The sequence below is a fragment of the Pseudomonas sp. LS-2 genome (assembly GCF_003605735.1).
Lineage (GTDB): Bacteria > Pseudomonadota > Gammaproteobacteria > Pseudomonadales > Pseudomonadaceae > Aquipseudomonas.
On sequence record NZ_QXTJ01000022.1, the window covers coordinates 105695 to 119713 of the forward strand.

Here is a 14019-nt window from a genome sequence, read left to right on the forward strand (position 1 = left end):
GTAACTCCCGAGGCGCGTGAGCGCTGACAACGCGTAATCCTCACCCACAATAATAAAGAGGTCACGTCATGAAGAAGCTGGTATGGAACGCCCTCGCCCTGTCCGTCGCGCTGGGCTCTGTCCTGGGGTCTGGCGCTGCGCAGGCCTGGACACTGGAAGAGGCCGGCGCGCCCTACAAGGGCACCGAAATCAAGGCGATTTTCCTCGACCGCCCCGGTTATGCTGCCGCGATCAAACTGCTGCCGCAATTCGAGAAGAAGACCGGCATCAAGGTCAGCTACGAAACCATCCCCTACGAGAACAGCCGCGAGCGCCAGGTGTTGAGTTTCACCTCCGGCGAGCAACTCGACGTGGTGCTGACTGACGTGGTGTGGATCGGGGAATTCGCCGGTAACGGCTGGCTGGAGCCGATCACAACGTTCACCAAGGACCCCAAACTCGCGGACCCTGACCTCAAGCTCGACGGGTTCTTCCCGATTCTGCTGGAGTCCTTCGGCAGCTGGGACAAGCAGACGTACGGACTGCCGTTCGATAACTATTCGGGGCTGCTGTTCTACAACAAGTGCATGCTCAAGGACGCCGGGTTCGACAAGCCGCCAGCGACGTGGGACGAGCTGCTCAAAGACTACGCGCCCAAGCTCACCGACAAGTCCAGGGACCGCTACGCCTATGCCTTGCAGTCGCGGCGCGGCGAGACCCAGTCGGCGGACAGTTTCATGCGCTTCCTCTGGCCGTTCGGTGGCTCGCTGCTGGACGCCAACTTCAAGTCCAACCTCAATTCCAAAGCTTCTCAGGAAGGTCTGCAGTTCCGTCAGGAGCTGATGAAGTTCATGCCGCCGGGCATCGTCGACTACGACCACAACGAAGCGGTCAACGCGCTGGCCCAGGGCAAAGTGGCGATGATTACCGAGTGGTCGGCGTTCTACAGCACCCTGGCCGACCCCGGAAAATCGAAGATCACCGATTGCCTGGCCGTGGCGACCGAACCCAAGGGGCCAGCGGGGCTCAAGCCGGCATTGGGCGGCTTCTCGCTGGGCGTGAATGCGCACTCCGATGACAAACAGAAAGCGGCGGCGTGGCTGTTCATTCAATGGGTCACCTCCGAAGCCATGGCCAGGCCGTATCTGGATGCCGGTGGCGTGAGCGGCCGGATGTCGGTCTACAAAGACCCCGAGGTGCAGAAGAAATACCCGTTCGTGGTGCCGATGGTGACTTCATGGGACGGCGGCGTGCCCGACTATCGCCCGCGCTTCCCGCAGTGGCCTGAGATCTCCGAAGTGGTCGGTGAAAATGGCACCGCGATCATGCTCGGCAAGAGCAGTGTGCAAGACGGCGCCAAGGCCATCGGCAGCAAGATGGAGGACATCCTGAAGAAAGCGGGCTACTACGACGGCAAGGTCAAGTTGCTGAAATAGAAAAACCTGGAGGAGCGCGCTTGTCCGCGATGGCGTCACTTCATGCGTCGCGAGGGTGACAGTCAAATCGCAATCGCGGGCAAGCGCGCTCCTGCGCCTTCGGCAGAAACAGCTGTGCTGAGAATGTGATATGTCCAACAACAAAAAACCGGTGTTCCCGACTTTGTGGAACAACACCCGGGCAGCGTTTTCCTTCCTCGCGCCCGCCACCGTCGCCCTGGCCTTGATCGGGATCTTTCCGACGGTGTTTGCGCTGGTCAATTCGTTCCGCCAGTACAACCTGGCGCGCCCGAAAGACCCGACGCCCTTTATCGGCTTCGACAACTACCTCAACGTGCTCAACGACGCCTCGTTCTGGGCGGCGCTGGGGCGGACCGGGTTGTTTCTCATCACCGTGGTGCCGATCCAGCTTGCGCTGGGGCTGATCATCGCGTTGCTGCTACACAAGCCCGGGCTGTCGGGCTTCAAGTTGCTGGCGCGGATGAGCCTGGTGATCCCGCTCGCCACGGCCCCCGCCGTTGCCGGCCTGATCGGACGGCTGGTGTTCAACCGCGACTTCGGCGTCGCCAATGCCCTGCTGGCGATGCTCAACGCAGGCCCCGTCGAATGGCTGGGCGACACCACCAACGCCTTCATCGCCGTTGCGCTGATGGACATCTGGCAATGGACGCCTTTCTGCGCACTGGTGCTGTTGGCCGGATTGACCATGGTGCCCAACGAGATCGAAGAAGCCGCGCGTCTGGAAACCCGCAGCCGTTGGCAAATCGTGCGTTACGTGCAACTGCCCTTCCTACTGCCCAGCGCCACGGTGATTCTGATCCTGCGCACCGCCGACATCCTCAAGATGTTCGACACCGTGTTCACCATGACCCGTGGCGGACCGGGTGCGGCGACCGAGCTGGTCAGTGTCTACATCCAGCGCATCGGCTTTCGGGTGTTCGACCAGGGCGTGGCCTCGGCGCAGGCGATTCTGCTGCTGATCCTGACCATCGTACTGGCGCGCCTGTACATCAAATTCGTCTACCGGGAGATCTGACATGGCGACCGTTCCTGCCGCTGACATCGTGGCCACCCCCGAGCGGATCAGGCCCAGGATGAAGGTCAACGCCTGGCATCTGGTGGGATTGCTGGCGATCTTCCTGTTCGCCGTGTTTCCCTTCTACTGGATGGTCGCCACCAGCCTCAAGACCCAGGCCGAAGCGCTGGCTTCGCCCCCCATCTGGGCCTTCACGCCGCATCTGGATAACTACGTCAAAGTGTTGTTCGAGCGCGACGTGCTGCACAGCCTCGGCAACTCGCTTATTGTCGCGGTCTGCACCACTGTGCTCGCCGTCGGCCTGGGAACCCCGGCCGCTTATGCGCTGGCCCGCTTCGAGTTCAAAGGCAAGGAAGACCTGTGGTTCTGGTTCATCACCAATCGCATGCTCAGCCCCATCGTCGTGGCGCTGCCGATCTTTCTCATGGCGCGCAATCTGGGGCTGATCGACACTCACCTGGTGCTGATTCTGATCTACCTGACTTTCAATCTGCCGATCGTGGTGTGGATCTGCACCGACCAGTTTCGCGGCGTGCCCAAGGACCTGGACGAAGCGGCGCGGTTGTCCGGCGCCTCGCGTTTCACCATTTTCTGGCGCATCGCCCTGCCGCTGGCGATGCCGGGGGTGGCGGTGTCGGCAATTTTCTCGTTCATCTTCTCCTGGAACGAACTGCTGTATGCGCTGGTGCTGACCCGCAACGTCGCGCGCACCGCGCCGGTGACCGCCACCAGTTTCATGAGCGGTTACGACTTGCCTTGGGGCGAGATCATGGCCACCGGCACGCTGATCGTGTTTCCGGTGATCATTTTCGCATTGATGGTTTCCAGGCATCTGGTACAAGGTCTGACCATGGGCGCCGTGAAATAAGCGCCCCGCTTTTCAGGCTCTCCCAAGGACACTGCCGTGCAGAATCGCTATTCGGAACTGACCGCCGACCCGGAAACGGCAAGCGCGGAGGATCAACTGAACATCCGCATCGCCTGGGACTACTACGTCAACAGCATGACCCAGCAGCAGATCGCCGACCGGGTGGGCACCACGCGAGTACGGGTCAACAAGGCGCTGGCGACCTGTCGCGAGACCGGGGTGGTGCAGATTCGCATCAATTCGCCGCTGGCCTCCTGTATCGCACTGGAAGACCTGATTCAGGAGCGCTTCGGACTGGAGCGGGTGACCGTGGTGCCCTCGCCGGAGGACCCCTCGACGATCTTCCGTGTGTTGGGCGTTGGCGTGGCACCGAGGATCGAAGACCACTTGACCGATGGCTGCATCATCGCAGTGGGCTGGGGCCGGACCTTGCGTCAGGCGGTGCGCGAACTGCCTGGCCGTGCATTGCCGAACATGACCGTTTTGTCGCTGTTGGGAGGCCTGCATTACGGCTCGGCCAACAACACGGTCGAGATCGCATCGAGCCTCGCCGGGCTGTTCGGCGGTTCCTACTACTACCTCGCCGCGCCGGTGTTCGCGCCGTCGGAACCGTACCGCGACATGATCCTCGAAGAGGCTTCGGTGCAGGACGTGCTGGGCAAGGCGCGACAGGCCGACCTGGCGCTGCTCACCGTCGGCGATCTCAGCGAGCGCTCGTTGATGCTGGAGTTGGGGCTGGTCAATCCCGAGGACGCACGATCCCTGCGCGCGGCCGGCGCGGTGGGCGATCTGCTCGGGCGCTGGCTGGATCGCGACGGTATCGAGGTCAATCATCCGCTCAACCGACGCGCCATTTCGCTGGACCTGGAAGACCTGCGCAAGATCAAGAAAGTGGTGCTGGTGTCCGGTGGTCCGTACAAGGCCGAAATCATTCGTGCGGTGCTGTTGCGCAACGTGGTCCATGAACTGGTGATCGACGAAAGCGCCGCGCAGCAACTGCTCGATCAAAGCTGAATCGCCCCTTTCGGAGAACGGCCATGGCCACCCGCGACTTCATCGGCAAACGGATTCTGGTCACCGGTGCCGGCAAAGGCATTGGCCGCGAGACCGTGCAATGGCTGTCCCGTTGTGGCGCCGAAGTGATCGCTCTGGGGCGCAATGCCGCGGATCTTTCCTATTGCGCAGAGACGCTGGTGGTGGACCTGGCCGATGTCACGGCGACCCAGGCCGCCGTGGCGACGATGCTGCCGATCGATCTGCTGGTCAACTGCGCGGGTGTGGTGGAGCTGGAGTCGTTTCTCGATACGTCGGTGCAGACATTCGACCACTTGATGGCAGTCAACACCCGCGCGCCGATGGTGGTGGCGCAAGTGATTGCGCGGGACCTGATCGCCCGGGGGGTACCAGGGGCCATCGTCAACGTTTCAAGCCTGGCTGCAGCCGTGGGCACTCGCGATCATCTGGCCTATTGCGCCTCCAAGGCGGCGCTGGATGCGATGACCCGGGTCATGGCCGTGGAGCTTGGGCCGCACGGGATTCGGGTCAACAGCGTCAACCCGGTGGTGACGCTGACCCCCATGGCCGACAAGGCCTGGAGCGATCCGGTAAAGGCCGCGTCGATGCTGTCGCGCATTCCGCTGGGGCGATTCGTGCAACCCAGTGAAATCGCCTCGACCATCGCCTTTCTGCTCAGCGATGACGCCGCAATGATCAACGGCGTGACCTTGACCGTCGACGGCGGCTTCAGCGCCGGTTGAGTTGCGCCAGACGCGGGTACAGGTCACGTAACCGCGGATAGAGTTCGCTGTAGAGCGCCAGCAACTGCTGATGAAACTCACGCAACGCCGGGTTGGGCAGGAAGCTTTCGCCGTCCTGAGTCATCACCTGCGCGGCACTGGCGAAATCCTCGTACCAGCCCGCACCGACAGCCGCTGCAATGCCGGCGCCAAGACTGGACGCTTCCTGGGTCGCGGCGCGAATCACCGGTCTGTCGGTGATGTCGGCGATAATCTGGCACCACAGGCGACTGGCCGCCCCGCCACCAATGGCAACGAAGGTATTCACTGGCTCGCCGGTGGCCTGGACCATGCGCCGGGTCGCCAGCGCCTGTTCCAGCGCGATGCCTTCGAGCACCGCTCGATAGATTTGTGCACGGCCGTGGTCCGGCGACAAACCCAACAGACATCCCCGCGCATCCTGATCCCAATAGGGATTCATCACGCCGTTCCAGTACGGCAACAGGATCAGACCGGCACTGCCCGGCGCCACGCGGGATGCTTCGATTTCCAGACGGATCAGGCTCTCGGGCTGGGACACCACATCGATCTCGAAGAACTGTCGCAGCAGGCTGTTGATCAGCAGGGTGCCGGAGCGCAGCGACGTTTCCAGCACATAGCCCTGACGGTCGATGGCGCACAGGGTGCGAAACGCGTCATCGACCCTCGGGCTGTCGGCGTAGACACCGGAGACGATGGCCGTGCCCAGGTTCAGATACGCCGTGCCGGGGCTGACCACGCCAATGCCCAGCCCACCGGCCTGGCCGTCTCCGCCGCCTGCGACTACCCGCGTGCCGGCGGGCAGACCGGTCAGGGCCTGAGCGTTACGCGTGACGCTGCCGAGCAGCGTGCCCGGCGCCGATGCTGCGGGGAAACAGTCAGCGCTCAACGGGATCGGCAGCGCCTCGAGCACGTCTTGCGCCCATTCGTGTCGATGAATATCGAACGCGCCGATGGGATCGGCGCTGGCCCAACTGGTGACGAACTGGCCGGTCAGCTTGCGCACCAGCCAGGCGTGGGGTTCGTAGACATGACGTATCTGTGTGAATAGCCCAGGCTCCGCGTCCGCCATCCACGCCAGGCTGTAAATCGCTGGCGCCCAGTCATGGGGCTTACCGGTGATCGCGTGCAACCGCGCGTGACCGACCCGTTCGCAGAGCGCTGCGACCTCATCCTTGCGCCGCTCATCGAGCCAGAGAATGGCCGGGCGTAACAGACGATCCTCGGCATCGGTGACCGCGACGGTTTCTCGCTGATTGACCACCGACACGGCGGCGATGGCCTTGCCCTCGATCATCGACAGCAGGCTTTTCAACGCAAATTGCGTGGCCCGCCACCAGTCTTCCGGGTCCTGCTCATACGCATTCGGTGCCGGTCGCAACAGCGTCAACGGCGCCCGAGCCTGCGCCACCAGCACCCCCCGCGCATCCCAGGCAATGGCCTTGCACGTCGTCGTGCTCAGGTCGATACCGATCACCAGTTCCTGCATGCCTGCTCCTGCTCCCGCGCCGTCTGCCAGCGTCCGTGACAACTGCCGAATCGAAGAGCAAGCCTAGCTGAGAATGCGACTGGACGATGGCGCACCTTCCGGTAACGTCCCGCTCGAGCCCTTCGTTCCTCGCGCAAGTCACACAAGGATCAAGCGTCCCTAGAATAGAAACAATGAGTCTCGATTTAGCCTAATTGTCTCAACAAGGACTTATCCGTACATTTGCTTCCAAGCCAGCCACCAGACAGCTCGACGAGCGAAAGCGGCGACCCACTAAAGACCATTAGCGACATCCAAGGATCGAGAGAACTCATCATGACCCATTTCAAGAAAGCCCTGACCGCCACCCTCCTCGCCCTGTCCATCGGCAACGCCTTCGCCGCCGAAACCGCAGCAGTGCCAGAACACCAGACCCAGGCCTTCCTCAATGCGTTGGCCGCCGGCGGTGGCCGTCCACTGGAACAGATGAGCCCCAAGGATGCCCGTGCGGTGCTGACCGGTGCGCAGAACTCGGTAAAAGTGGACATGTCCGGCATCGAGGTCAGCGAGAAGACCATCAAGGCCGACAACCAGAACATCAAACTGACCATCGTGCGTCCGGCTGGGGTCAAGGGTCAACTGCCGGTGTTCATGTATTTCCACGGCGGCGGCTGGGTGCTCGGTGACTACCCGACCCACGCCCGACTGATTCGCGATCTGGTGGTGGGCTCCGGGGCCGTCGCTGTCTACGTCGACTACACGCCATCGCCGGAAGCGCACTACCCCACCGCCATCAATCAAGCGTATGCGGCGACCCGGTGGGTGGCCGAGCACGGCAAAGAGATCAATGTCGACAGCTCGCGTCTGGCAGTGGCCGGCAACAGCGTCGGCGGCAACATGGCGGCCGTGGTGGCGTTGATGGCCAAGGAACAGAACACGCCGAAACTGCGCTTTCAGCTGTTGCTGTGGCCGGTGACCGACGCTCGCTTCGACACCGAGTCGTATCAGACCTACGCCCAGGGGCACTTCCTGACCAAAAACATGATGACCTGGTTCTGGGACAGCTACACCACCGACGCGAAACAGCGCGCCGAGATCCACGCCTCGCCGCTGCGGGCCACCACCGAGCGACTCACGGGCCTGCCACCGGCGCTGGTGCAGACCGCTGGCCTGGACGTATTGCGCGACGAAGGCGAGGCCTATGCCCGCAAGCTGGACGCCGCCGGTGTCCAGGTCACGGCCGTGCGCTATAACGGCATGGTCCACGACTACGGCCTGCTTAACCCGCTGAGCAACATTCCCGAGGTCAAGGCCGCGATGCGTCAGGCCGCCGGCGAACTCAAGGCGCACCTGAACTGATCAAGCGTGCGACACGTCCGCTCACATCGGCCATGACCCTGGCCGGTGTGAGTTTTGCGAATCCATCAAGGGAAACGCCCATGCCTCCGATCCATCGCTCCATGGCCCCGGCCCTCAGCTTCAACGGCGGATTCGTCGACACCATCGGCTTTCTGGCGCTGCAAGGTCTGTTCACCGCGCATGTGACCGGTAACTTCGTGACGCTGGGCGTGAGTATCGTCCACGGCACCTCGGGCGCCCTGGCCAAATTGCTGGCATTGCCGGTGTTCGCGCTGGTGGTCGGTCTGAGCCACATCGCCGCCGTTTCGATCAACCGTCGCGGCCTGACCCCGCTACGCCCCCTGCTCATCCTGCACACCCTGTTGCTGGCAGTATTCGCAGGTCTGGCAATCTGGCTGGGGCCGTTCACCGATGGCGACAGCAACGCGGCCCTGCTCACCGGCATGATCGGCGTCTCGGCCATGGCGATTCAGAATGCGATTTCCCGCCAACACCTCAGAGGGGCACCGCCGACCACCCTGATGACCGGCAACGTGACCCAGGGCGCCATCGACGTGTTCGCGCTGATCGGCTTGCGTGACGCTGAACAGCGCACGGCGATCATCCAGCGGCTGAAGCCGATCGGCCTCAATCTGCTGGGCTTCACGGTGGGGTGCGTTGGCGCGGCGCTGCTGTATCTGGCGATGGGGCTGTGGTGTCTGACGGTACCGGTGCTGGTCGCGATCTGGACCTGCATCCGGACCTTCGGCAGCGACGAAGCCCTGGTTTGATCCGTATCGCCAACGCCAACGCCCCCTTTTTTCGGGGGGCCTTGGCGGCTCAACGGATCACTCAGAGAAATCTATAGGTGTAGTTGAAGATCAGCCGGGTCTGATCCTGATCCTCGATGGACGTGCCCCCGCCCCGGTAGGTCCCATGCCGCAAGGTGGTGCCGAAACCCTTGAGCGGTCCGTCCTGTACAACGTAATCGACGCGCATGTCGGTTTCCCATTCATGGGTGTCCGGGCCGCTGCCGTTGACGGCCTTGGCATCTTCGCCATGCAGGTAGCCGATCGACGCCTTCAGACCGGATACGCCTAACCCGGCAAAGTCATAGGTGTATTGACCGAAGGTCGTGTTTTCCCCGGCCCGGGCAAAGTTGCCGACGATGGCGTCGGTGAAGGAATAGAACGAAATCCCGCCCTCACCTTCGTTGCGCCCGCGGCCATTGACCACGTTGGCCTGACTCAGCCAGACCAGGCCGCCGTCATCCGAAACGCGTTGATGGCCCAGCATCAGGCTGTGGCTTCTGAAGGTGTAGGTGAACATCGCGATGGCCGTGCTGTTGTCGACCTCTCCGGGGTTCTTCGCATAGCCACCGTTGTTGTTGAAGCGATAGCCAGGGTCACCGTTGGCGCCGTCGGAGGTGCTTCTGAAGTAACGCAGGTCGGTCTTGAAACTCTGGTTCTCACTGAGCGGCTGCACATGAATCAGGCCGAAGAAGTGTTGCTTGTAGAAATCTTCGAGATTGGCGTAGTAATACTGCAACGTCAGCTGTTTAGTCGCCTTCCAGTCGGCCCCGGCAAAGGTGAATTTGTTGCTCTCCTCCGTCGCCCCGGACACCGACAAGCCGGTGCTGTTGGTCGACGCGCGGCCTTTGGCATGACCCAATTGCCCGCCGGTGATCGTCAGGTTATCGATCTCTCTGGAGGTGAACATCCCGCCCTCGTAGGTCTGCGGTTGCAGGCGACCGTCGTTGGCGATCAGGATCGGCAGGCTGGGCGTCAGGGTATTGCCGTAGCGAAGCTCGGTCTGCGAAAAACGCGCTTTGGCGGTCGCCCCACCACTGCTCCACTCATGGGTCGCCGAGCCGTCGCTGTCACTGGGGGTGAAACTGTTGCTGTCCGGGTGATGCCCCCTGCCGCCGTCCAGATGCACGCCCACCAGCGCTTGCAGATCGACGCCGAATCCCACGGTGCCTTCGGTGAACCCGGACAGGTAATCGAGCTTGAACGACTGCGCCCACTCACGCTGGTCCGCGCCGCCGTCACGGTTGTCCGCGTCGTAATAGAAATTGCGCAGGCCCAGGGTCATTTTGCTGTCTTCGACAAATCCGGCATGGGCCAGTTGGGCAACACCGATCGCCGAACCTGCAATCATCATGTTGAAGGAAACGCTGACTTTCTTACTCACGTTTTGAGGTCACTCTTATAGTGCGTTGCTGGCAGGAAGTTGAAGACTTGGCTTTGTCGTTTCTACGAGGCGCGGGCAGGACCTGGTGCCACTGACCCAGCAGTGTCGGTCAGCAGCGCAGGTGTCAAGACCGGCACTCCCACGGAGGTTAAGTGACTGTACCCGGTGAACATATGGGGGTTATGGAAAAAGACTTTCTTCAAAACATGCAGTAATCACACCCCGATTAGTTGATGAAGGGGCGATTGACTGAAGCCATGGCGCTCAGTATTAACGCGGGTTATCGCCGACTGGCATTGCACCCCCTGCGCAGCGGCCGAATCAGCGCGGCGGCGCGAACCGGTCAGCTTCGATTCGGCTAGAATCGGCGTTTCAGCCATCAAGGAGCGTGGGCAATGCAGATTTCCGGTGCCATACCGTTGATTCGGATTTTTTGCGAAGACAAGGCCAGGGAGTTCTATGTCGACTTTCTGGGTTTCAGTATCGATTGGGAGCACCGGTTCGGTGACAACTTCCCCCTTTATCAGCAGGCCCGTCGAGGGGATCTGGTGGTCCATCTGACCGGCCACCATGGCGATGCGACGCCGGGATCGACGCTGTTTGTGCCAGTGGTCGGGATCGTGGCGTTGTGCGAGGAATTGAACGCCCGGGACTATGCCTTCGCCAAACCGGGAATTCAGGAGATGGACTGGGGAAAGGTCATGGAAATTGCGGACCCATTCGGCAACCGGATCCGGTTTTGTGAGCAGGATTAGCGCGGCACGGCTTGCCAGCGGCGGCGTTCGTGAAATCGCCACTGCCGGCAAGCCGGGCTGCTACGGGCAGGAGATCCGCAGCAACCGGTGCGCCGAGTAGACCTCAGGCCGTTCTCAATGCATCGAACCGTGGTCGTGGCCCATGTCCATCGAGTCCATCATTCCCCGGGCCGGTGCCTTCACTTCAATAGCCTCGCGCACGCCTTTGGCGTTCTCCACGGTCAGGGTCAGTGGCACCTGATCGCCTTCCTTGATCTGCCCGTTCAGCCCCATCAGCATCACGTGATAACCGTCCGGGTCCAGCGCAACTGTCTTGCCAGCCGGCAGCGGCACCGAATCCACCGGCCCCATGTGCATGACGTCGTTGGTCATGCTCATCTGATGAATCTGCACGTTGTTGGCAACCGACGAACTGACGCTCAGCAGTTTGCTGTCGGTGTCCGCCGTGATGCGCATGAACGCGCCGGACGCTGGCTGCCCCGGTACCGTAGTGCGGACCCAGGCATCGTCCACGCGAGTCTCTGCGAGGGCGCAAAAGCTTACGCCCGCCAGAAGTGAAAGCGCCAGAAACCGGGCGGCGTTGGTCAACAGAGCGGTCATCAGCAGACCTCCATGACAGTGGTCAGATCCACCGCGCATTGCTTGGCGGAAAGGGATGGCGACAGGCCCAGGCGCAGGTTGCCGCGCGAGTCGAATACGAAACTGGTCGCCGNCTCCTTGGCCACGTGCTGTGTCTGTTCCAGCGTGCCGCGCAAGGCCACGAAGCTGGGGTCGAACTGTTTGACATAGGCGTCGAGGATCTGCGGCGTGTCGCGCTCGGGGTCGACGGTGATGAAAATCACCTGCAGGGTCTTGCCGTCCTCCCCCATGATCTTCTTGATCTGCGCAGCGCGGGCCAGCGCGGTCGGGCACACCGACGGGCACTGGGTGAAACCGAAGAACACCATCGGCATCAGGCCGCGATAGCTGGACAGCGTCTTGACCTCACCCTGGGTGTCGGTGAGTTTGAAGGTACGGCCCATGATCTTGTTGCTCAGATCCTTACCGTATTTGAAATCCAGCGCGGTGGTCGAACCATCGCAGCCTGCAAGCAGGCCCAGGCCCAGCAGGCCCATGCCGGTGACCACCTGACGGCGGGTCAGTAACTCATTCATCGTTCGAACTCTCTGAAGCAGCGACCGGTGTACAACCGGTCCTTACTCGTCCACGAAGGACGACGCCAAACAGCATCCGGACAACGCAGCCTCAGGGGGCCTGTGGCGACCATCCGGGAAAGACGCGTCGCGGCGGTTTGCGCAATAGGTAGTCGGAACGGGGGACGGGCTTGCGCTTGATGCGTGCCAGCCAGCCCAGGCCGATGAAGAACACCAGCGACAACGCCAGGGTGCCGGCGAAGGCGCAATCGGTCATGGACAGTTTCATGAGCTGGGCATGATCGCCCATCTGCGCCATGTCCATCTGACTCGGCACGCCGTGGTGATCGTTGCAGACGGCGGATTCGCTGAACTGATTGAACGCCCGCAACATCTGCCCATGACTCAGGCTGCACACCAATCCACTGAACAGCACGATGCCGTACAGCATCCAGGCGATGAGCGATTGATGGGTTCGGACGAATTTCATGGGGCGCAATTCTACATCGTTGCGCCCCATGACAGGTTTCAGGGCCAGACTGCCGGGTGCGACAAAACCGCGCAGGGCGTTATGTCTTCCTCGGGCAAATCCTGTTGCAGTCCGGCCGGACTGCTACAAGTGGCGTGCGGACGAAATAACCTAAGCCGACTGCCGCGCGCCTTTTACAGCCTCCTGCTGTAACTCCCGCTCATGGCCCTGACGCAAACGCAGCGCGGCGATGGCCGCTACCACCAGCACCACGGCAATGACTTTCATGCCGTTCATGGCATTGCCGGTGCTCTGCTCGATCAGCCCCATCACCGATGGCCCGACGAAACCGCCCAACAGGCCCAGGCAATTGACGAATCCCAGCCCGCCAGCCAGGGCCGCGCCTTTGAGCCGTGAAGCCGGGTAAAGAAAGATGATCGACTGCACGACGAAGAACATTACCGCTGAAATGCAGAACCCCAGCAGGCTGATCACCGGCCCCGCCAGCGACGCGATCACCAACCCCGCCGCCATAGTCAGCAAGCCGGTCACCAGCATGCGCCGCGACCGCTGCGCCGTGGTGGCGAAACGGGGCAAGGCAATGGCGCCCAGCGCTGCCGCGATCCAGGGCAGCGAGGTCAGCAGGCCGATCTGAACCGTGCTCAGGTCGCCGTCTTTGCCGATGATCCCCGGTAGGAAGCAGATCACGGTGTAGACGGTGATCTGATGGCAGAAGTAGCCGACGCTCGCCAGCAGGATCTGCGGCGTCAGGCATTGTTTGAGCGCATGACCGCCGTGCCCGGCACCCTCCTCGGCTTCCGTCGCCAACTGGCGCTCGATCTGCTGCGCTTCGGCTGGGCTCAACCAGCTCGCCTTGCTCGGGCGGTCCGGCAATTTCTTCCACACCACGATGGCGAAGAACACCGCCGGCAACCCTTCGAGCATGAACATCCACTGCCAGCCATGCCAGCCGAACAGGCCATCGAGCTGCATCAGTGCGGCGCCCAAAGGGCCGCCGATGATGTTGGCCACACACACGCCCAGCAGGAAATAACCGGTGGCGCGGGCGCGCTGCTCACGTCCGAACCAGTAAGTGAGGTACAGCATTACGCCGGGAAACAGACCGGCTTCGGCAATCCCCAGCAACAAGCGCAAGACGTAGAACGACGTTTCGCCCTGGACGAAAGCCATGGCCGCCGAAATAAGCCCCCAGGTCACCATGATCCGGGCGATCCAGAATCGCGCGCCGACCTTGTGCATGATCAGGTTGCTCGGCACCTCGGACAGCGCATAGGTCAGAAAGAACAGCCCCGCGCCCAAGCCATAGGCCGCCGCGGAAATCCCCAGATCGACATCCAGCTGATGCTTGGCCAACGCGATGTTGGTGCGGTCGAGAAAACTCAGCACGTAGGCCGCGATCAGCAGCGGCATGAGTTTGACGAACAACAGCTTGTTCAGCGTGGCGGCATCGCGGGGTGAAGAAGGCGCTTCGGGCGTTTTTGTCATTGTCATTGCACGAACCTCGTTAATCTGGCGGCGGTATTGAACGGTGCGACCCGGCCGGCGGGC

General features: G+C 62.1%; 13 protein-coding genes and 2 pseudogenes. 8 read left to right on the top strand and 7 right to left on the bottom strand.

What is annotated here, in order from left to right:
* Window positions 1-68 precede the first annotated feature (68 nt).
* From D3M70_RS13080 to D3M70_RS13100, 5 genes are all read left to right on the top strand, one after another.
* Window positions 69-1415, top strand: a complete 1347-nt coding sequence (locus D3M70_RS13080) for a sugar ABC transporter substrate-binding protein (protein ID WP_120126173.1) — start codon at window positions 69-71, stop codon at window positions 1413-1415.
* Window positions 1416-1545: 130 nt separating this feature from the next.
* The gene (locus D3M70_RS13085) at window positions 1546-2451 is read left to right on the top strand and encodes a carbohydrate ABC transporter permease (RefSeq protein WP_120126174.1); all 906 of its coding nucleotides are present in this window, start codon (window positions 1546-1548) and stop codon (window positions 2449-2451) included.
* Window position 2452: 1 nt separating this feature from the next.
* Window positions 2453-3319 carry a carbohydrate ABC transporter permease gene (locus D3M70_RS13090; RefSeq protein ID WP_218568417.1) on the top strand — a complete coding sequence of 289 codons (867 nt, stop codon included), beginning with the start codon at window positions 2453-2455 and terminating at the stop codon, window positions 3317-3319.
* Between the two features lie 36 nt (window positions 3320-3355).
* Window positions 3356-4333 (top strand): sugar-binding transcriptional regulator, encoded by a 978-nt coding sequence (locus D3M70_RS13095; RefSeq protein WP_120126175.1) that lies wholly within the window; start codon window positions 3356-3358, stop codon window positions 4331-4333.
* A 23-nt stretch (window positions 4334-4356) separates the two neighbouring features.
* Window positions 4357-5076 (top strand): SDR family oxidoreductase, encoded by a 720-nt coding sequence (locus D3M70_RS13100; RefSeq protein WP_120126176.1) that lies wholly within the window; start codon window positions 4357-4359, stop codon window positions 5074-5076.
* On the opposite strand, the gene D3M70_RS13105 is transcribed toward D3M70_RS13100, so the two are convergent.
* Window positions 5063-6583, bottom strand: a complete 1521-nt coding sequence (locus tag D3M70_RS13105; RefSeq protein ID WP_120126177.1) for an FGGY-family carbohydrate kinase — start codon at window positions 6581-6583, stop codon at window positions 5063-5065. The genes D3M70_RS13100 and D3M70_RS13105 overlap by 14 nt on opposite strands.
* Window positions 6584-6898: 315 nt before the next feature.
* Between D3M70_RS13105 and D3M70_RS13110 the strand changes: the two genes are divergently transcribed.
* On the top strand, window positions 6899-7921 hold the full coding sequence (locus D3M70_RS13110) for an alpha/beta hydrolase (RefSeq protein ID WP_120126178.1): 1023 nt from the start codon (window positions 6899-6901) through the stop codon (window positions 7919-7921).
* An 80-nt stretch (window positions 7922-8001) separates the two neighbouring features.
* A complete protein-coding gene (locus D3M70_RS13115) occupies window positions 8002-8691 on the top strand; it encodes a YoaK family protein (RefSeq protein WP_120126179.1) in 690 nt (229 codons plus the stop codon).
* Window positions 8692-8752: 61 nt separating this feature from the next.
* Here D3M70_RS13115 and D3M70_RS13120 read toward each other — a convergent pair whose 3' ends face one another.
* A complete protein-coding gene (locus tag D3M70_RS13120) occupies window positions 8753-10063 on the bottom strand; it encodes an OprD family porin (protein ID WP_120126294.1) in 1311 nt (436 codons plus the stop codon).
* A 425-nt stretch (window positions 10064-10488) separates the two neighbouring features.
* On the opposite strand from D3M70_RS13120, the gene D3M70_RS13125 reads away from it, so the two are divergent.
* Window positions 10489-10848 carry a glyoxalase superfamily protein gene (locus D3M70_RS13125; RefSeq protein ID WP_120126180.1) on the top strand — a complete coding sequence of 120 codons (360 nt, stop codon included), beginning with the start codon at window positions 10489-10491 and terminating at the stop codon, window positions 10846-10848.
* Window positions 10849-10962: 114 nt separating this feature from the next.
* Here D3M70_RS13125 and D3M70_RS13130 read toward each other — a convergent pair whose 3' ends face one another.
* The 5 genes and pseudogenes from D3M70_RS13130 to D3M70_RS13145 all read right to left on the bottom strand — a co-directional run bounded on the left by D3M70_RS13130 (window position 10963) and on the right by D3M70_RS13145 (window position 13962).
* Window positions 10963-11448, bottom strand: coding sequence for a copper chaperone PCu(A)C (locus D3M70_RS13130; protein ID WP_120126181.1), 486 nt, complete (start codon window positions 11446-11448; stop codon window positions 10963-10965).
* Window positions 11448-11560: pseudogene (locus D3M70_RS33150) on the bottom strand (SCO family protein); the annotation flags it as partial. The pseudogene D3M70_RS33150 and the gene D3M70_RS13130, both read right to left, overlap by 1 nt.
* A 1-nt stretch (window position 11561) precedes the next feature.
* Window positions 11562-12002, bottom strand: a pseudogene (locus tag D3M70_RS13135) (SCO family protein); the annotation flags it as partial.
* Window positions 12003-12093: 91 nt separating this feature from the next.
* On the bottom strand, window positions 12094-12471 hold the full coding sequence (locus D3M70_RS13140; RefSeq protein WP_133306466.1) for a DUF2946 family protein: 378 nt from the start codon (window positions 12469-12471) through the stop codon (window positions 12094-12096).
* A gap of 150 nt (window positions 12472-12621) precedes the next feature.
* A complete protein-coding gene (locus D3M70_RS13145; protein ID WP_120126184.1) occupies window positions 12622-13962 on the bottom strand; it encodes an MFS transporter in 1341 nt (446 codons plus the stop codon).
* Between the last annotated feature and the right edge of the window lie 57 nt (window positions 13963-14019).